This window comes from Pseudomonas tructae (assembly GCF_004214895.1).
GTDB lineage: Bacteria > Pseudomonadota > Gammaproteobacteria > Pseudomonadales > Pseudomonadaceae > Aquipseudomonas > Aquipseudomonas tructae.
The window spans coordinates 3,821,517-3,840,387 of the sequence record NZ_CP035952.1 but is presented as its reverse complement, the minus strand read 5'-3'; the positions used below and the strand labels follow the sequence as shown (position 1 = coordinate 3,840,387).

The window sequence follows — 18,871 nt, the reverse complement described above, 5'->3', positions numbered from 1 at the left end:
TGTTTAGAGGGCGTCCATCATTCTGGCGAATGACTGTGCGAGCCTCCGGGCGCGAATCGCACTTTGGGTTGAACCACCGGGTTAGCGGCATGACCTTGAAGGCTCTGGTCATCTGAGGTGCTGCCTAAGGCAGCGCTTTGAATCTTCGTTCTATCGGTCGCCGCGGCACGGGTCAATTGGTGACGGGCACATGGAAATGCGCCAGATTCCACCTCTGGCGTGCTTTGGAAGTCGGTGGGTGTCAGTGGCAGAGTGGCCGTTTGTCGCTTTTCTAGTGTTAGCCCGTGAGCATGGGGATGCGAAGCCTCCCCATGCTCACGGGCTTAGCCGGAGAAGCCAAAATCGAGGCGAGTTGGCGACTGTCGCCATCCGCTCAGACGGCAAGGATGTAGATGGCACGCAGTCTGTCGCCAGTGTCGCCGTTGTCGCCGCCCTATCGTATGGGCACTACGTTCCGATCCCTGGACAAATTCATCGCGCTGGCCGAGAGATTGCCCGTCGACGCCTTCAGAATGTACTCGCTCCACCAGGCCATCATCGGCCGCCGTCGCTCGATGTAGTCGGCTCGGTTGTAGGCACTGCGCACCTCATCCTTGTCGACGTGCGCCAACGCCACTTCGATGAGCTCCGGGTCCCACCCATGTTCATTCAAGATGGTGCTGGCCATCGAGCGCATGCCGTGGCTGACCAAGCGGTCCTGGAAGCCCATGCGTTTCAACGCCATGTTGGCGGTCTGGCTATTGGCATGAGTACGAGGGTTTCGGTCTGCCGGGAAGACGTATTCCCGATGACCACTGTGGGACTTCAGTATCTCCAGCAATGACATGGCTTGATCGCTCAACGGGATGCTGTGCGGGCGGCGCTTCTTCATCCGCTCTGGCGGGATGGTCCAGACACGCCTTTCAAAGTCGATGTCTGCCCAGCGAGTAGTCGCCGCCTCGGCGGGGCGAGTCATGGTGTGCAACTGCCATTCGATCAGACAACGTGTCGTGCGCTTGATACTGGCGTTCGCTATTTCCAGCATGAGTTCAGGAAGCTCCTCGGGTGGAAGCGCCGCCATGTTTTCTTTCTTCGGTTTCTTGAACACCGCCCGAATCCCGCTTAGCGGGTTCGCGAAGATCATTCCCGAATTGACACCGTAAGTCATGATCTCGTTGAGGCGCTGGCTAAGCCGCTTCACGGTTTCCAAGCTGCCTTTGGCTTCGATGGGGCGAAGGATCTTGATCACCATCGGTGCGCTGACTTCCGTGATCGGAGTCGATTTCATGCTGGGGAAAACGTGCAGTGTGAGTGAGCGCCAGATGTCCTCGGCATAGGCCGGCGTGACCGAGTCCTTTTTCAGCTCGAACCAGGCGGTAGCTACTTTCTCGAACGTATGTTCTGTCTCGGCTAGCTTGGCCTGCGCGAGATCATTGCGCTGAGCTTTGGGGTCGATCCCCTGCGCAAGTACTTCCCTAGCCTCAACCGCTTTCCGCCGAGCTTGCGCCAGAGAGACCTCAGGGTAGGAGCCGAGCGCCATGTTGATTCGATTTTTGGTGACCGGATGCCTGTAGTTGAAATTCCACTGCATGGAGCGGTTGACCCGGACTCGGAGCTGGAGCCCGTCGCCATCCGTGAGGACGTAGTCCTTGTCTTTGGGCTTGACCGCCTTGAGCTGGCGGTCGGAGAGGCGAGCTGTTTGAGCGCACATGGGAGAGCTCCATGACACCTTTTGGTATTCCCAAGATTAGCCCCAGGTAGGCTGGAATACCACCGGGAATACCGGGGTGGCTGGAACTCAAAAAACCGTTGTGGCCCTCAAAAGAGCAGTAAATCCTTGATTTCACTGGCTTCCAGGCACAAAAAAAGACGTCCGTGGACGTCTTTGATTGATCATTTGGTGGAGCCGGGGGAATTTGAACCCCCGTCGCATCCTTTTTCAATTAAGTACTGCTCGAGCACACAAAGTGCTAAGCAGGCCAATAAAGCCTCTTCAAAGGAACAATCCTCTTCGTCTCAGCATCCGTAGCATCGTAATGCTCAATCAACGCCCTAACTACATGATCCAGTGTCCACAACGATAACGGAATCGAAGCCCGATCCGCTTCGTAAAGTGCATCCTTACTGAAACCACCCGTACTGACGTATAAGCCACGATCGTCTTTATGGCGGCCACCGAGGAAACTACGAATATCCTGGCTACCCATCTGCCCCTTACGGTGTTTCACCTCGACAACGATACGAGGGTTCTCAAACCCAAATCCATCTGGTGAAGCAACAATGTCTTTCCCTCGGTCTGAACCCGGTGGTGAAACCTGAGTTTTGTAGCCCATCGCGCGAAGAATCCCCGCAACCAGATGCTGCATTTCGTCCCAATCAATCTCGCTCACTCGGTCTTTGATTCGCTCGATTGCTTGAGATTCGATGTCCGCGAGTGGGTCGGCAATGGCTTCATCGGTGACGTCATCTGGCTCTGCCTCTGGGGCGGGTCCACCTTGTAATGCTGCCAAGACTTCCGCTGCCGCTCGGGCTGGCACTTCGAAAATGGTCAGGGTAGAGCCCAAGCTGTTTTTGGTGCTTACACCCAACTTCTCGCGTGACAGTTCTAGCGCTTGCCACCGTACTTTTCGAGCAAGCGACATGCCTTGTGCTGCCCACTCTGGACGGTGTTCTGTCATCCCGGTGATTGTGCCAACCAGGTAGAGGCGGTTTGCCGGAGAGTAGGTGATGACCCAATCACCATTCTGGATTTCGTTCACGAAACGCCACACCTGAGAGGCGCCTGAGACAATGGTGCCTTGTTTTGTTTGCGGTTCGATTGACTGATACAAGGACATTAGCTGTTTGCGTCCGACGCCTGGTTTGGCATGTGGCGCTAACTGGTCCCATCCGATGGCCGCTACTTCTCTTTCGCGAAAAGCGTCGTACAAGCTTCCCCCTTCGCCGCGAACCATCCACATCCGTGTCATATCATTTGCCTTGTCAGTTGATTTTGATTTCGGGCCAAGGGGGCCGTGTCGGTCAGAACGTCTGTGGGGCGGAGTTTACTCGAATTGGAAAGTGCCCCCTACGCAAAGCTAAAGCGCTTGCGGTGCTTCTCAAGATAGCGTCGGTTGCCCTTACTCAAGGTTGGAATCGATGTGTATTGGTCCAGCCCTAGGATTTTGTGTTCCTCCGCCGCCAAATTATTGCTGATCAGCAGTTGCCCATCTTCAGCAAAAGAAATCAACCCGCAGTCGAAGAGCCGATCAATGTGGGTGGCCAGCAGCAAGCCGTTGTCTGTGTCCAGCCGGGCTTTGTTGTCGGCTAATGCCCATGCCTGAATGTGCGAGGCGACCAACAGGTTGGGATTTTTTAGCCCAGTCAAAGCACACTTTTGCTCCCAGCGTTTGAACAATCCTGTTCGAAACGCGCCTTGGCCAATTCGAGCTTTGACGAGCGCTTCTCGAGTGGTAACGGAAGGGGTTTCTTCTGGCGACCCAGCATCAACGAGCTGGTCTTCGTAGTCGGCAATCACCTCGGCTTGTTCCAGCAAATACAGCGCAGCATCAGCAGGCAATTTGGCCATGTAGATCTGATTCACATTGCCTTTGCTGTTGAACAACGATGGCTCTGTGTGGATGTCGAATTGCGCTTGGTAGGTGGGTGCAATGTCGTCGCTGCGTAAGAGGTGCTTGAGGTCGGTGAGGGTGATATCGACTCGGTGCCCTTGGTTGCTCCACTCGTTGAACGAGCGCGTTGGTGGGCGCTCGGCTTGATAGGCATCGCGTTCGGCTTTAGCAATGGCGCGTAGGTAGTTGTCGTGGTAACAGAAGATCACGTCTCCGGCTTTCACTTTGCCGACGTTGTCCCAGTGGCGACGGGTTTGTACCTTGCCGGATTCTGAGCGGGAGCTCAGCGGGGCCCAGAGAAAATTGCCGGTTCTGGCTTCCTTGTGAGTCGTACCTAGGTTTACCCAGAAAAATTGCATCGCGCGTCCCTATAGGCGTGGCATATCGCCAGCGAAGATAGCGCGAGATCTTACAAAATTGAAGGATTGATCTTACTCATCATTACCAAATGAGGCAGGCAGGAAAGAAGATGAGTCCGTGCCCCGGATTTGCAATCCGCAGCATCAAGATCTTCAGAATTTCCTGATTCCCTGTAGTCCATTTCCCAATCATACTGCTGTCGCCTCTAAGCCATTGCAGTGATTCCTTCAGCGCTCTAGTCTCCGCCAGTCGTTGCCAATTCAACGACCGGTTTTGACAGGCCGAATTCAAAGTGAATCCGCATGTGCACGCGTTATGGCGGCTGTACGTGGGGCACCTTCGTGTGCGCCGGGTTTTCCTTTGCTTTGCCGGTCTGTCAACCCGCGTATAGCTGCCACCTTTTGTTTGACAGCAGTCGTGTGGCGGCTCCCTAAAGCAAAGGAGTTCGCTATGTTAAAAATCGTCCCCGACCCACCGCACCACCCCAACCAATCCCTCGAAGACCTCCTGGTCCAGACCTCCGAATACCTGATCTGCGCCCTGACCATCGCCCAGCAAACCGTCCTGCTCCATCGCACACCTCCCGGCCAGGTGCTCACCCTGGCGACCATGCATGAAATCGAACACGCCCGTGCTCTGGTCGAAGTGGCCTTGAGCAAGGTGCAGTCACGCCACTGAGTGGCCAATCGGCAGATGCCCGCGTTGCTGACGACTTCGCTCAGCAATGCGGGCTGGCGATTTCAGCAGGGGGACCTGGCAATGGATGAGGATTTGAACCCCGCCACCACCGCCAAGACAGCCGGCATCGCTGCCTTCGGTGAAGGTGAAAGTGGGCGCTCCACACACAGGCTGTTTCGCGTCGAGCCCGGCCACAGTGCGGCGTTCGCCCTGGAGCAGTCGGCGGTGTTGATGGGCTGTGTGCATCGGCTGACTTTGCAGGCCGGGATCGAGCAGGACGCTGCATTGGTGTGGGCGGCGCATTACCTCAGCGGCATGGCCAAGGCGCTGGTGGAGGATGTGGCGCATGCCATGGCGGCTGAGGCGCGCTGAGCGGTAGGGCAGGTAAGCGGCCCACGCCGGCGATGGCTGGCGTGGGGCGTTGTGCTTACTTGATGTCGACTTCGTTGAATTTCACCACGCTTTCTTCACCACGGCCTACGCGCACTTTGAGTTTGAGCGCCGGCGCCTGCTGCAGGTCGCCGCGGCCTTGTTCGAAGGCCAGGGTCACGCGGGTGGGTACGCCGCGTACCAGGGGGAAGGCGTCGCGGTAAGTGAATTTGGAGGAGCCGACCTGCATTTTGTCGATGCTCAGGGCGCCGCCGCTTTCTTCGAACAGGGTGGTTTGCGATTCGAAGCGGAATTCGCTGTCCAGCCGGGTGTTGGTCAGCTCGAAAGCGCAGTTGGGCTGGCGGCCGATTTTTTCGCAGCCCAGCAGTTCGATACGTACGCCGTCAATCACTTCCAGGCGTTTGCCCAGCAGGTTGGCGCCGCCGTTTTCGATGAACTTCTGTTGGTCGCGGGCGAAGTCGAAGCTGGGCTTGGCGTATTCACCGCCCAGGGCGAAGAAGATCACCGCAAGGCCGGCCGCCAGGATCACCAGCATGGCGCCCTTGAGCATCTGCGGCAGGCGATTGGCGTACCAGCCCAGGTAAATCACCGTCAAGAACACGAAGGCGCTCATGAACAGGATGAGGTTCTGCCAGTTCAAAAAGCTCAGGCCAAACACGCTGGGGTCGGGGAATACGTAGGTGATCAGGCCCCACATGGTGGCCAGCAAGGCGCTGATGCCACCCATGATGCGGGTAATCAGGCCAGAGATCTTTTTGGGGGGGAGGGCAGCTTCCATTCTTGAACCTTGGGTGCGGTGATCGACAGGTGAGTAAGCCCGGTCGAGGGGGCGCAGGCAGGGCGCGGCGGCCTTGCGTCGCGGTCATCCTTGAGCAGCGAGCGGTGGGGAGTGTGAGTGAATCAGGGGGTGATGGCAATGTGCTTGGGTTTAATGTGCTGGCGGCATCGCGGGGCAAGCCCGCTCCCACAAAGTATGGCAGCAGGCTTAGCGAGGGATGTCAGTCCTGGGCCTCGTCATCGAGCAGGCGCAGCAACAGTGGTTCGATATCCAGGCTGCCTTTGTCGGGAGTGTCCAGCAGCTGCAGATTCAATACCCAGTGTTTTTTCCTGAGGCTCATTAGCTGAAACACCCCGAGGTCTTCAAGGATGGCAGTGAGTTGGCTCGACTCCGGAACCCGTTGTTGGCGGTTGATTGCATGGTAGTAAGCGGTACCGATGCCTTCTTCGCTGAGGCCGGCTGGAACACGGTCGGCACTGTTGGCCAGGGGGAATTGTCCGCGGCCGAACTGGCGCCACAGGTAGTTGAGGGTGTCGTTGACCACTTGCAGCGGGAAGCGGGTGATGCGCGTGGTTCGAGTCTCAAAGCCCTGTTCAGTCAAGCGGTAGTGAAAAGGATTGTGTTTGGTAGGCGTCCAGCATTCGATCCAGTCGGATATCACGTCCTGGTTGGCGATCGTTGTACTCGCGCCGCCCAGGTCATAGCCGATCATGAACAGCGCCGCCTCCAAGCGCCGCAACGGGCTGCTACCCGAACCGCCGTCCTGGTTGAAGCCGCTGTCCTTGGCATTGGCATGGGCGAGCACCGCCGCCAGTATCTGGCTGGCCTGGATATTCCATTGCGCATGCACGGTACCGGCCTGCAGCGGCGGGAACTGCAGGTTGCCTTGGGACGGATTGCGCTGCTTGGGTTGTCTGGTCGGCCTGGCCGCCGCCCAGGGGAAGGCCAGCTCAGGCGGTACCTGGGTGAGTGCAGGCTCAGCTTGCTGGCAGAACTTCACCACCGCCCAACCCAGCGCGGCGGCAACGCGGCTGTCGTAGATCACCAGTTGCTTGCAGATTAGCGAGTAGACCTTGGTCATGCCGGCATTGAAGCGCAGGTTGGGATCAAGCAGTAGCGGGTGATTCAGTTCGCCGCTGTCGATTGCGTTGCGGGTGTCGATCAGCAGGTTGGCCAGATTTTTGCGGTGGTCGATCAGCCAGTTGATATTGCCCTTGCGAACGCCACCCCAGATCATCACATCAATGGCTGCACGGCTGGCTGCGTGGTCTTCAGGCGCGGGTGCCAGGGCGCGTTGCAGTTGTTGCTGGAGTGCTGTCAGTGCGCGGGCGTTGCTGGTGATGTTGCGACCTTTGTCGATGTCTAGATGCTCTATCGCCGGGTGCGGCCAGTCGTATGTTTCATAGGCATTGAACAGGCTGCTGCAGTGCCAGGGCTTGCGATTTTTGCGGTCCAGATACTGATGGGCGAAGGTGGCGTTGTCCAGGTTGGCGCTCATCCATGCAATGAAGGCATCGAGCTGGGCCATGGCGGTTTCCTTGTGGGGCGGCTTGGGCGTGCAGGGGGCGGGATTCTGAGTCAATCGGTCGGTAGTGGCAATGTAGTATTATTGGCGGGGTTTCGAACAAGGATGCCGACGCTTGAAGTTCACGAGCAATATCGTGCCGCTGGTAAAAGCGCAGCTGCAAAACGACAAGGTTGATCTGAAGATTTTCTCGCCTTATTTGACCGGCTTGGCAGCGTTGGACATTGCCCTGCTGGGTAAAAGCGCCAAGGTTTATACGCTTGTCAATGTACAGGTGCTTGCGTCTGGCGCTTCTAGTTTCACTGCCATCAAAGCCCTGCTGGATAAAAAGATACCGGTCTATGTGCTGCCCAATCTGCACGCGAAGATGATCGTCGCCAAAGACCGCTTCGTGACCTTGGGCAGCCAGAATTTTACCGAGCGGGGGGCAACTGCGAACCTTGAAAGCAACATTCGCGTTCGCGGGGTCAGCAAGGGCGTTCAGGCGTTGGTGGCGAAGATGGAGCGCCAGGCAACGTTGCTGACGCCAGGCTTTCTGGAGTCGGTGAATAAAGCTGCGCAGGCGCTGGCTAACCAGTATGAGGCTTTGCGTGAGCAGGCCGATAAACTGGACCGCGACTTGATTGCCGCCGAAAAATTGCGCGCTCGCGTGCTGCGCGGCGAGCGAGTAATCGATGCCGAGGTTCGTTCGGCGTTGGCCAAGCGGCCGCAGTCCAATCCTCGCACGTGCAGCATCGTTTCTCGCTTTGATGAGAAGTACGCACGGCTTCAACACTCATTGAAAGGCGAAGAGTTGCTGACCTGGCCCATCGGCAAGAAAACCCACGACTTCAAACCCCAGCACCGCTATTTGTGTATATCCGGTGCCGGGAAACTTGGCTGGGTCAGGGTGAACAAGACCGTGTATTCGTTCATCGAAAATCGGATCGGTATCGACAGAGGTCAAATCAAGGGCCAGGCCCAGTGGGGAGTGGCAATTGATGCGAGCGATACAGCCTGCAAGGCCAGGAAGGGCGATTACAACTTGCGCGTGGCCGTGATCGATCACGAGGATAAAGAGCTGTGCCATGTGTTTATGCGTTACAACACCGAAGACCTGGATGTTTATCCCGCCGTGATGCTCCGCAACTCAGGCAAACCCAAGGCGCCTGCCGCCTTGCGGCGCAAGGCCGCCGATTGGATCGATGCCAATAGCGAGAGCTTCAAGAGGGACATCAAACGGCTGATCACCACGCCGTTCAAATTCGAGGAAAACCTGACGGGCGAGCGGGCGGACAAGTTCTTTGGCGCGGAGGGGACTTCGCACAGGTTGTGCCTGGTCAAACTGCGTTCCAATGTTGCGTTGCGGGTGCTTGATCCGGTGGAAACAGCTGTTGAGTAGAGATTTCATCAGCACCTCAACGGTGTCGTCCTACAGGTTGTTGTTTTTAGCCTGTAGGACGACATAGCTAGCAAAAATACCCTTCTGAAACGTTGATTTTTAGCTGCTAAAACTGGGCAGCTCAGGCGGCTGCATCCCCCGGGTTTGCGGGCGCTTTCACGTTTCAGGAGACTCCATGAACGACTCAAGGATGAGCGGGCTTGGCGCAAGCCCCTCGCAGTACTTTGCGCGCCAGCGGATTGAAAGCCTGGTCAATGTGCCGCGGTTGTTTGCAGCGATTGATGCCGACCCCGGGATTGTCGGGGCAGGGGTGGTGTATATCGATGCGGACTACAACGTGGTGACGTTGCGGGAGTTTCGGCCGATTTGCAGTGTGTTGCCCAAGCGGGTGGTGTTGCAGGAGGTGAAGCGGTATTTGACGCCTGAGCAGTATGTTGATCAGGCGATGCGGACACCTCGTGAGTCACGGGCACTTACAGAAGCAGCTGCCATGGGGATTACTTGTGCAAGTGTTGTTTTTAATGTTGTTGCGATAGTTACTGGCAAACTGTTAACCCTGTTCACGGGGCCTGTCGGACTGGTGATCGCTTATGCTGGATATGCAGGTGCTGCCGCATCTGGGGCTCTGTGTGTAAACGGGATCTTTAGGTTGCGAAAAGAACTGACTGATCCGGAGGGGCTTGATCGCTGGGATGAGGAGGCTTGGTATCGTGATGCCACGTCCCTTCTAGATTCAGTGTCGTTGCTGGGCACGGCGAGCGGTGCCGCGAATGCTGTCAGATTCCTCGCGGTGCGCAAAGCCTCGACGGGTAAGAGTTGGTATGAGCTCACTAGAACATTGAGCCGGCAGCAGCGTAAGGCGTTGACGGCTGAGCTCTTGTCAATCAAGCATCCTTCTTTGACTGCCAAACAGCTCAAGCTTTCTCAGCGGCTTGGAACCATACCGAAGCGCTATACCCCCACACAAATCAAGCAGGCAACCACTTCACTGATTCAAGAATCACTGGGGGGCGTTCTGGGCGTAGGGGGTAGCGAGACTGTTCAGTCTATAGCATTCGGTGTATTCGAAGGGGATGACTCATGATTTCCTATTGGTATATGCGAAGGTTCATTCGTCGGTTTTACCCAAGGCTTATCTCGGTGTATCTGCTTGCTCTTTTCTCCACGGCGATGATGACGGGAAACATAATTGATGCATATTTCTTGAGGCATGCTTACGAGTTAGAGTTTGCGATGGGCTTGATCGCGCTGGGTACGCTGGTCATCACATTGGGGACCTTCATACTGGTCGGTGGCCGTACTTGGGGTGCTTGGTTGATTGTGGTCCTGCTTGTTGGTTGTTTATTTTCGTCGCTTTTAACCTATAACCGATCGAGCCACCAATTGCTGCTTGGCATCTCGCTGGCCGCTCCCTTGCTGGGCTTGCTTGTCATCAATAGCCGTCGCTATCGCCAAATGTGCCGACGCTTGGTAGTGATACGCCGAATGCGAAATCGATGGATAGCCAGTGGCGGTAAAGCATGAATGATGAGGCAAGCGCTGCTGGCCGCATCGCGGGGCAAGCCCGCTCCCACTCTGGCCGACAGAGGTCAGATGGGGAGAGAATGGTCGTTCTTACAGTTGTTGTCTGGCGCCATTGCCCAACCATGAGGTCGGTCCTTTGAAAACGCCAAGCTTGCAAGCCAAGAAAGTCCACTGCGCCAAGACACGTCAGTCCAACTATTCGGCCAGCCTGCGTCTCGCAGGCTTTGATGTCACGCCGGATGATGCTGAACGCAAGCTGCCTGCCCGTGAAACTATCCTCGAAGCCTATCGGCAACAAGCCAAGGGCTAATTCTGGATAAATATGAGGTAGGTCTGTGATTTGGCTTGTCGTCGCTGGCTCTGCTTTCTTCAACAGCGAACGACACTGCGAGATGCGACGGTGAATGATGAGGTTGCGGCAGAGGGTGGGTCGATGAAGGTACGGATCAATGTGGGCAGACGGGTACGGAGAGCGAGCCCGTGCTAGAACCAGTGCAATTGCCGGCTTTCATACGTCGCTATTACCCCACACTGTGGACAGGATTTTTCCTCGCAGTTATCTCCCTCACCTGCGCATCCATACGCGCAGGTGAGACCATCTTCGCAGGCAACCCTGCCGAGCCGGGATACATCGTTGCTTTTATCATGTTGGGTTCATTCACCCTCGGCATCGGCCAATTCGTCGTAATCCGTGGCTACTCAGCCGGGAACCGTGCAGTGGTTGGCCTTTTGCTCGTTTGCCTGATTGCCGGCGTGGTGACCTATCCCTTTTCGCGCGATGCACTCCTGGCCGTAGTTTCAATAATCGCCCCCTTGTTGGCGTTACTGGCGTATAACAGCCGCCGCTATCGGGAGATGAGCAAAACCCTGTCCGATATCCGGCGCAAGCGCTTCAAGCCAGTGTCTGGCAAACGATAAAAGAGTCCACCACCCCCAAAGGTTCACGGATGAATCACCAAGCCGAAATCAACGCCTGCCTCCGCCGCAATTTCCCGCTCCTGACCTTGAGCTGGTTGCTGGCCGTTGCTTCCCTCATGAGCCTGATACTCGTGATTAACGGCACACACTCACCGAGTGTCATAAGTTCATCCGACATCCTGAACAGTTTGAAAAGCGGCGTGGTTATCCCGACCATGCTGCACCTGTTGCTCGTGTGGGGGAGCACTCGGTTGATCTGGTGGCTGGTGACATTGCTGGTGTGTTGCTTGCTGGTCACTGTGGGGCTGTATACCCAGCGTCCACCTGGGCTGATTTACTACCTGGCGCTTTTCTGTCCCCTGGTTGGCCTGCTGGTGCTCAACGGTCGAGGCTATCGGCGGATGTATGCAAGGTTCGTTGAGATCAGCAAGGCTCCGCGAGCCAAGCGTTTGCCGGGTGAGCCTGTGGATGTGCTGCGCTATCCAGGGATGGCGGCGTTCTTGAGGCGTTATGTGGGCCGCTTCTGCGCCGCATTTTTCTTGGCCATGGCCTCCATTTCGTTGGCAGTGGTGCAGGTGGAGTACGCCTATTTTGCCCAGCATCTCGAGAACATGGGTTATGTGCTGATTGTGATGTTGCTCGGGGCGGCGGTGTGTAGCATTGGCGCTGGCCTGATCGCCAACGGTTTTGCCTGGGGGGTATGGTGTCTCGTGGCGGTTGCGGCGACGAGTTTGCTGATGGCGATTGCAAGTCTTGGCGCGGGGATCAATCTGCTGTTTTCAGTTTCGTCCGTTGCTCTGCCATCGGTGGTGCTGGTTTTGCTGAACAGTCATCACCATCGGCAGTTTTGTAAGCGCTTTGCGGTGGTTCGGCGGTTGCGGTTGCGTAAGGCTGGCAGGTGACCTAAAGGGCTCGACACGCACTTACGCCATGCACCAAGGCTGACAACTCCATTCTCACAGGCCATGGCACGTTGCAACAAATGTGGGAGCGGGCCTTGCCCCGCGATGCGCCGCGCGGGCGGCGCTCGATCTCAAAAGCGCCACAAGCCTTGCGGCGTACACCTCCCAGGTTTTACCCCATCTAAAGACATGCACATCGCGGGGCAAGCCCGCTCCTACTTTCCTCGATTCGATCAACGCTGATAGCATTGAGCCATATTCTAGGGAGGGAATGCTGTGGCGCGTTGTTTTTCCGGGCGGGTAGGGTTGGCCCTGGTACTGGTGTTGGCGACGTCTTCGGCGTTGGCGGCCAATAAGCCTTGCTCCGGGCGCAAGGGCGGGATTGCCGGCTGTGATGGCGATCTGTTTTTGTGTAATGACGGGTCGATCAGTGCTTCGAAAAAAAGCTGCTCGGCGTCTATGTACGGCAGAGCCGCGCAGCCTGCGGTGCAGCCGTTGCGCGGGGCCAGCGAGGGCTGTGGTTGCGGGTCGGGGAACTTCTGCACTGGGCCGCGGGGCGGGGTTTATTGCCTGACGCCCAGTGGCAAGAAGAGTTATCGGCGGCGGTGAAGCGGGGATTTTATCGCGGGGCAAGCCCGCTCCCACAGTGTGGATCTGTGTCTGCCGGTCCCTACACCCTGAACATCTGCATCAACCCCTGCTGATGATTGGCCAGCCGGTTCAGTGCCTGGCTGATCTGCGCCGATTCCTGTGCCTGCCCCGACAGCGACTCGGTCACATCCCGAATCCCCGCGACGTTGCGGTTCACTTCTTCGGCCACCGCGCTTTGTTCTTCGGCCGCTGAGGCGATCTGCAGGTTCATGTCGGTGATCACTGTCACCGCTTCACCAATACGCTGCAACGCCGGCAGCGCCTGTTCGGCCTGGGCGACGCTGTCCTGGGCCTGGCGGTGGCTGCTGTGCATGGCATCCACCACTTCGCGGGTGCCTTGTTGCAGGCCTTCGATCACCACGCGGATTTCGTCCACCGAGTCCTGGGTACGCTTGGCCAGGTTGCGCACTTCATCGGCCACCACGGCAAAGCCGCGCCCGGCTTCACCGGCACGCGCCGCTTCGATGGCGGCGTTGAGGGCCAGCAGGTTGGTCTGCTCGGCGATGGCGCGGATCACTTCGAGCACCGAGCCAATCTGTTCGCTGCGGCTGGCCAGGTGCTGGACTTCTGCCATGCCGGCAGTCATTTCACTGGCCAGCTGTTCGATGGCCTGGGTGGTGTGGCGGATCATGCTCAGGCCTTCGCGGCTGGCAAGGTCCGCGCCACGGGCCGCTTCGGCGGCTTGGGCGGCGTTGCGGGCGACGTCCTGGGCGGTGGCGCTCATTTCCTGGGAGGCGGTGGCCACCTGGTCGACTTCGCGGTATTGCTGCTGCATGCCGGCGCTGGTCTGGCTGGCAATCGCCGCCGATTGGTCGGCGGTGCTGCGGGCGTCCTGCACCGAGGCTTTGACGTCGGCGATCACCGGTTGCAGTTTGTCGAGGAAGCGGTTGAACCAGTTGGTCAGCTCGCCAAGTTCGTCCTGGTTGGCGTAGTCCAGGCGCCGGGTCAGGTCGCCTTCGCCGCTGGCGATGTCCTTGAGCATCGCTGCCACGCCAAGGATCGGCCGGGTCACGCCACGGGCTGTCAGCCAGATCACCACCAGGCCCACCACGGCAGCCGCCAGGGCCATCAACAAGCTGTTGAGGTTGGCGCTGCTGTTGTGTGCATCCAGGCGTGCATTGAGTTCGATGGCCGGGGCCTGCAGGACCTGTTCGGGCACTTCCAGCAGCACGCTCCACGGCAGCGCGCCAGGTACCGGGGCGAACGCCTGGCTGACCTGCAGCACGCCGTTGCTGCTGAACTCGGCGGCCTTGCCGGCACGCATCTGCTCGGCCACGGCGCTGGCCTGCTGGCCGAATACCTGCTCGAAGGTCTTGCTCAGTTGCGTGGCGTCGCGGCTATGCCCGGCCAGCAAGCCGGCAGGGCTGACGATGCTGACCTGGCCGTTGCCGTCGAACAGCTCTTTGCGCCCGTCCAGGCTCAGTTGCTGGAGGTTGTCGAGGGCGATGTCCAGGCCTATCACGCCAATGATCTTGCCATCCTGCTTGAGCGGGAAGGCGATGCTGGTCATCAGTGGATTGCGCTCGCCGACGCTGTCGAAGTAGGGATCGACTACACAAGCTGCGCCGGTTTCCAGCGGGCAGGTGAGCCAGCGGTTGTAGGCTGAGCCGTTGGCCGACAGGCTGGTGTCGGCCAGCATCGACTCGGGCATGGCCTCGGACTCAAGTTCCCCGGGGTTGGGCTGCGACCAGTACAGCGAGAAGCGCCCGCTGTCGTTGCTGCCCACTGCGGCCTGGTCGACGAAGCCTGCGTCCTTGCCGTCCAGGGCGTTGGGCAGGAACACCAGGTACAGGCCGAGCAGGTCGGGTTTTTTGCCCAGGGCCTGGCGGGTTTGCTGGGTCAGGTCCTGGCGCAGGTTGTCGCGGCCCTGGCCTCTGAGGAACATCACCAGTTGGGCGATGCCATCGCCATACAGGTAGGCATCGCGAAAGTAGCGCTGAATGTTCGCCGCTTGCAGTTGCGCCGAGGTGTGCAGGCGCAGCCGGGCGTTGTGGTCGAGCATCTGCGTGCTGGCGCTGTTGACCAGGGCGGCGCTGCGGCTCGACTGCATCAGCGTGGCCGCCATCAGCACCACCACGATGGCCAGCAGGCACAGGCCGGCGAGCAGGGTGATCTTCCATTGAATGAGCAGGCGGCGCAGCAGCATGGGGGCGTCCTTGTGGTGTCGGGGTTTGCAATAGACAAAGCCCGTCGGTGTCGACGGGCTGGGTCCTACGGGCATTTACTCGGCGATGAAACTGGGCGGGGCAACCCTGAAGGCCTTGGTCAGGTACGCCAGGTACAACACCCCAAGCGTCGCCCACACGCCGCCAAACAATAGCGAGTGGCTGTCCAGGTCCAGCCAGAGAATGGCGGTGATGCAAAAGCCTATCGTCGGCAGCACCAGATACTTGAATTTGTCGCCCAGGGTCTTGTTGCAGCCTTCGCGCAGGTAGCAGTGCACGATCACCGCCAGGTTGACGAAGCTGAACGCCACCAGCGCGCCGAAATTGATCACCGAGGTGGCGGTCACCAGATCGAAGAAGATCGCCGACAGCGAGATCAGGCCGACGATGGCGATGTTGATCACCGGGGTTTTCCAGGTGCCGTGCAGGCGGCCGAAATAGCGCCGCGGGATGACGTTGTCGCGGCCCATGACGTACAACAGGCGCGACACGCTGGCTTGCGACGCCAGGCCCGAGGCCAGGGTGTTGATGAAAGTGCAGCAGATGAAGATCGACTGGAACAGCTTGCCGCCGACATACAGAGCGATTTCCGGCAGGGCCGCTTCCTGGTCCTGGAAGCGTTCCATGTTCGGGAAGAAGGCCTGGATGTAGTAGGACACGGTGATAAACACCAGGCCGCCGATCAGGGCAATCAGCAAGATCGCCCGTGGGATGACTTTCTGTGCGTTCTCGGTTTCTTCCGACAGGGTCGTCACCGCATCGAAGCCCAGGAACGAAAAGCACAGGATGGTCGCGCCGGCGACCAGGGCGTTGAAGTGGGTGCCCTGGTCGGCAAACGGCAGCAGGCTCCACGAGGTGCCCAGGCCTTCGCCACTGTGCAGGCCGCGCACGGTGAGGTAGATGAACACGCCGATGATCACCGCCTGAATGGCCACGAACAGGGTGTTGAAGTTGGCCACCAGGTTGATGCTGCGCATGTTGATCAGGCTCATCACCGTGACAAAACCCACCACCCAGGCCCAGGCCGGCACTTCGGGGAACATCACCGACAGGTAGAGCTTGGCCAGCAGCGCGTTGACCATCGGCAGCAGTAGGTAGTCGAGCAACGACGACCAGCCAACCAGGAAGCCCACGTGCGGGTTGATCGCCCGGCGGGTGTAGGTATAGGCCGAGCCGGATTCGGGAAAACGCCGCACCAGCACGCCATAACTGACGGCGGTAAAGAGGATGCCCAACAAGGCCAGCACATAGGCGCTGGGCACATGCCCCTCGGTGATGCCAGAGACGATGCCGAAGGTGTCGAACACGGTCATGGGCGCGATGTAGGCCAGGCCGATGATGACCACCTGCCAGAGTTTCAGGGTCTTTTTGAACTGTGCGTCCGCTGCTGAGTCGAGAACCGATCCTGTGTTCTGCTGGTGAGGTGCACGCGAAGAGACTGGCATGGATGGCGCTTGCCCGTAGGTTTGAAATTATTTTTATGGAAGGTGAGGCAGGGAGGGAAAATAAGAAGAGTGGCAGGTGTGTGTCAATTAAATTTTTCACAAATTGTTTCAATAATTCCGTTTTTTATCGAAAAATCCGTATTTTATGATTCTATGTCTGATGTTGAGTGTCTATTAAAATAGACAGATTGGTCGGTGCTTGATCAGATAGCCGATTTTTATCGATAAAGGCGAGGGCTGGGACACACCAGAGATAGCTTTGGCCAGGTGAAGGAGCAGGCAGGCTGGGGCCTGTCCGTGCCGAGTCAACACGCACTTTCCTCGACTATCCAGCCTGCGGATGATGTATGCGCGATCTTGATCCTCACACGATAAGTTGTGCATCCTTCAACTGAGGTGTCGATTTCGCCTAAAGTAGCGATATTTCGCAGTTGAAAAATTGTAGGTTTTGAAGTGTGGGTGATGATGTTTACTTGCAGGCCATCACCTGGCTCACAACTGATTTGTTATGATGGCTCAGTCGAAGGTGTATTTGTTTTTTGACACGAAATCAGGTTCGTACCACTGCGGCCCTTGAACCAGTAATGGTCCGGCATCCTTGATTAGTTTCTTTTCTTTCATTTCCTTGATGAGCATAAGCAAGTTGAGGTTGTTGGAGATATGGGGCCAGTTGCTTCTGTTGTAGAGCCCATCAAGTCGTTGGAAGGAAATGCCTGTGTTGTTTCGAGTTAAAAAGAGTATGACGTCTGTTGGGGACTCATTTTTGATGATGTCATTAATAGTAGTCATAGTGTTTCTCGCTGTGTCTGCTTGTCGTCGGCTTCGATGGCTTCAGGTGTGTAAAATAAGTCGAAGGCATCCTTAAGTTTGAAGTCTTCCAAGGTTGCGGTATGAGCGTTATTCCATACGGTATCCTTGTCTTCTGGAGTGGCGCCATCTGCAATGCCTAGGGCTCTGTATCGTTCAAGCTCTCTGATCTCGTGTGTGTAAAAGCGTTGGTCGATAGGTGTAGTTTTCAACTCGCCCCGCAAGATGCGTTCTAGACGTTTTACCATAGTTGTGTTCGCATCTGAAGCACCAAAACGTCCTGTGTGCAATTTGACCAATTCAATGCCGCCTTGTGTGATCTGCGCGCGGGTCCAATCTAGGCTTAACGTGGGGCCGCCAGCGTTAGCAGGGTCATAGAGTCGACCACTGTATTTTCCCTTGGTGTTCGCTCCTTTGTAGGGGGTGTTGAACACAACGTAGATCGGTGGTAGTCCGCTTTCGACGGGGAAACAGTAAATGCAATCTCTAAAATCTGGTAACTCAGCGGCGGGTAAAGTTTCAGGCTGTATGAGTAACGGGGTGAGGGTGATGCCCGTGTACCTCGGAACTTCAGCGGGCTGGGCGGGAAAGGCCGTCGAGTTGTTTGTCGGACGGGTAATGGGAAAACTAAGATTAATGGGCAGTGTGTCGCTGGAAGTAAAGTTGTAACTGTTGGTTTTCGAATCCAGCACCAGCATCCTCACCGGTACCTTGGCCGAAACGACTCCCGCTGTCGGAGTGGCTGTGATTTTGTACTCATTGTGGTCTCCGTAGATACGGTAGGGAAGCTCAACGGTTCCTGCCGTCACCGCAGCTTCATGAAGATTGGGTGGTAGCTGTGGAAGTAGAGCTCCAGCAGGCATGCTCAGCAGCGTTTGAGGGTAGCGCTCACCGTTACCAAGAGCGGGCGAATAGATCAAGGCACCGATGCCAACCGCAGTAGCGCGACTTAAAATTGATTCCCCTAACCCTTTTAAAAGCGCTATGCCATTTTGGATTGCACTATAAATTGTCAGGTTGTTCGCGGGTGCTATACTGATCGCACCTGCGATACTTCCCAGCCGTATGTCGCGTTCAATGGGTACTTTGAAAGTACTGCCCCAACCTGGTGTAGTGGCTTGGGCGATGAAGATTGAAATATCTGTGATCGCTGAGGCCTCTTCCAGAATAGTCATTGCTTCGATAAGCAGTCGTTTGACATGGTCGGCAGTCAACGACCTGATGAAATTCGCATAGTAAATTTTTGTCATGCCGGTATGTGGCCCATCCAATGCATCCACATAGGCTGCGAAAAGATGCGCACCTTCAACCGTGTCCAGTGATAGGGCATCTACGCCGTAGAAATTACCTGATTCACTCCAGCTTTTGCTCAGTCTTGCCTTTAGCCAAATTTCATTGATAGCTGATTTTATTTCTAGTGCGCCTTGCAACGTACCAGGCTGCATGTTGGAAGTGGCTGAGGCTATATATTTTTCTAGTTCTAGCCGGATGTTGGGTATGGCGTTTGAAAAAAATTCTTCCAGTTGGATTCTTGCCGAAATAGCGATGGTTACCAGTTCGTTATAGGCGTTGGGCGAGGCTTTTATATTGTCGATATTGTATGGCAGATTTATCGGTGGAATAGTGTCCTCCCAGAAAAGTATGTCTTCGATACTGAATGTGTAGGCTGAAGTCTCTCTGGGAGGTATAGGTGGAGAGTCAGATTTTACAGGGATGGCTGGACGGGTAGTGGGTTCTGGCATAAGGCGCTCCGTGCA

At 56.9% G+C, this 18,871-nt stretch carries 17 protein-coding genes and 2 pseudogenes; 9 read left to right on the top strand and 10 right to left on the bottom strand.

The genetic code is table 11. The features are described 5' to 3' along the window. Nucleotides 1-433: 433 nt before the first annotated feature. From EXN22_RS17480 to EXN22_RS17470, 3 genes are all read right to left on the bottom strand, one after another. Entirely contained in the window at nt 434-1,690 is a 1,257-nt protein-coding gene (locus EXN22_RS17480) for an integrase domain-containing protein (protein ID WP_130265252.1), read from the bottom strand. A 259-nt stretch (nt 1,691-1,949) separates the two neighbouring features. Next, on the bottom strand, nt 1,950-2,948 hold the full coding sequence (locus EXN22_RS17475; protein WP_130265251.1) for a restriction endonuclease: 999 nt from the start codon (nt 2,946-2,948) through the stop codon (nt 1,950-1,952). A 98-nt stretch (nt 2,949-3,046) separates the two neighbouring features. Beyond that, nucleotides 3,047-3,949, bottom strand: a complete 903-nt coding sequence (locus EXN22_RS17470) for an HNH endonuclease (RefSeq protein WP_130265250.1) — start codon at nt 3,947-3,949, stop codon at nt 3,047-3,049. 451 nt (nt 3,950-4,400) lie between these two features. Here EXN22_RS17470 and EXN22_RS17465 point away from each other — a divergent pair, with 451 nt between their 5' ends. Further along, nucleotides 4,401-4,628 (top strand): hypothetical protein, encoded by a 228-nt coding sequence (locus EXN22_RS17465; protein ID WP_130265249.1) that lies wholly within the window; start codon nt 4,401-4,403, stop codon nt 4,626-4,628. 81 nt (nt 4,629-4,709) lie between these two features. Further along, a complete protein-coding gene (locus EXN22_RS17460; RefSeq protein WP_130265248.1) occupies nt 4,710-5,000 on the top strand; it encodes a DUF3077 domain-containing protein in 291 nt (96 codons plus the stop codon). Nucleotides 5,001-5,055: 55 nt separating this feature from the next. Here the strand turns inward: EXN22_RS17460 and EXN22_RS17455 are convergent, their stop codons facing one another. After that, on the bottom strand, nt 5,056-5,796 hold the full coding sequence (locus EXN22_RS17455; RefSeq protein ID WP_130265247.1) for a hypothetical protein: 741 nt from the start codon (nt 5,794-5,796) through the stop codon (nt 5,056-5,058). A gap of 220 nt (nt 5,797-6,016) precedes the next feature. Next, nucleotides 6,017-7,324, bottom strand: coding sequence for a hypothetical protein (locus EXN22_RS17450; protein ID WP_130265246.1), 1,308 nt, complete (start codon nt 7,322-7,324; stop codon nt 6,017-6,019). 112 nt (nt 7,325-7,436) lie between these two features. On the opposite strand from EXN22_RS17450, the gene EXN22_RS17445 reads away from it, so the two are divergent. The 7 genes from EXN22_RS17445 to EXN22_RS26420 all read left to right on the top strand — a co-directional run bounded on the left by EXN22_RS17445 (nt 7,437) and on the right by EXN22_RS26420 (nt 12,655). After that, entirely contained in the window at nt 7,437-8,702 is a 1,266-nt protein-coding gene (locus EXN22_RS17445; protein ID WP_130265245.1) for a phospholipase D-like domain-containing protein, read from the top strand. Between the two features lie 175 nt (nt 8,703-8,877). Next, entirely contained in the window at nt 8,878-9,786 is a 909-nt protein-coding gene (locus EXN22_RS17440; RefSeq protein WP_130265244.1) for an NAD synthetase, read from the top strand. Further along, nucleotides 9,783-10,226 carry a hypothetical protein gene (locus EXN22_RS17435; RefSeq protein WP_130265243.1) on the top strand — a complete coding sequence of 148 codons (444 nt, stop codon included), beginning with the start codon at nt 9,783-9,785 and terminating at the stop codon, nt 10,224-10,226. Before EXN22_RS17440 ends, EXN22_RS17435 begins: the two co-directional genes overlap by 4 nt. 136 nt (nt 10,227-10,362) lie before the next feature. After that, nucleotides 10,363-10,536: a YhfG family protein gene (locus EXN22_RS17430; protein ID WP_130265242.1), complete on the top strand. Its 174-nt coding sequence runs from the start codon at nt 10,363-10,365 to the stop codon at nt 10,534-10,536. Nucleotides 10,537-10,706: 170 nt separating this feature from the next. Continuing rightward, complete coding sequence (locus EXN22_RS17425; RefSeq protein WP_130265241.1) at nt 10,707-11,144, top strand: hypothetical protein; 438 nt, start codon at nt 10,707-10,709, stop codon at nt 11,142-11,144. A 29-nt stretch (nt 11,145-11,173) separates the two neighbouring features. Next, nucleotides 11,174-12,046, top strand: a complete 873-nt coding sequence (locus EXN22_RS17420; RefSeq protein WP_130265240.1) for a hypothetical protein — start codon at nt 11,174-11,176, stop codon at nt 12,044-12,046. A gap of 306 nt (nt 12,047-12,352) precedes the next feature. Continuing rightward, nucleotides 12,353-12,655, top strand: coding sequence for a YdcA family protein (locus tag EXN22_RS26420; RefSeq protein ID WP_407691931.1), 303 nt, complete (start codon nt 12,353-12,355; stop codon nt 12,653-12,655). A gap of 61 nt (nt 12,656-12,716) precedes the next feature. Here EXN22_RS26420 and EXN22_RS26715 read toward each other — a convergent pair. The 5 genes and pseudogenes from EXN22_RS26715 to EXN22_RS17395 all read right to left on the bottom strand — a co-directional run. Beyond that, nucleotides 12,717-13,244, bottom strand: a pseudogene (locus EXN22_RS26715) (methyl-accepting chemotaxis protein); the annotation flags it as partial. A gap of 378 nt (nt 13,245-13,622) precedes the next feature. Beyond that, nucleotides 13,623-14,582, bottom strand: a pseudogene (locus EXN22_RS26710) (PDC sensor domain-containing protein); the annotation flags it as partial. Between the two features lie 336 nt (nt 14,583-14,918). Then, on the bottom strand, nt 14,919-16,307 hold the full coding sequence (locus EXN22_RS17405) for an APC family permease (RefSeq protein ID WP_130265237.1): 1,389 nt from the start codon (nt 16,305-16,307) through the stop codon (nt 14,919-14,921). Between the two features lie 516 nt (nt 16,308-16,823). Continuing rightward, nucleotides 16,824-17,096: a hypothetical protein gene (locus tag EXN22_RS17400; protein WP_130265236.1), complete on the bottom strand. Its 273-nt coding sequence runs from the start codon at nt 17,094-17,096 to the stop codon at nt 16,824-16,826. Then, nucleotides 17,093-18,856 (bottom strand): S-type pyocin domain-containing protein, encoded by a 1,764-nt coding sequence (locus EXN22_RS17395; protein ID WP_130265235.1) that lies wholly within the window; start codon nt 18,854-18,856, stop codon nt 17,093-17,095. Before EXN22_RS17395 ends, EXN22_RS17400 begins: the two co-directional genes overlap by 4 nt. Nucleotides 18,857-18,871: the final 15 nt, after the last annotated feature.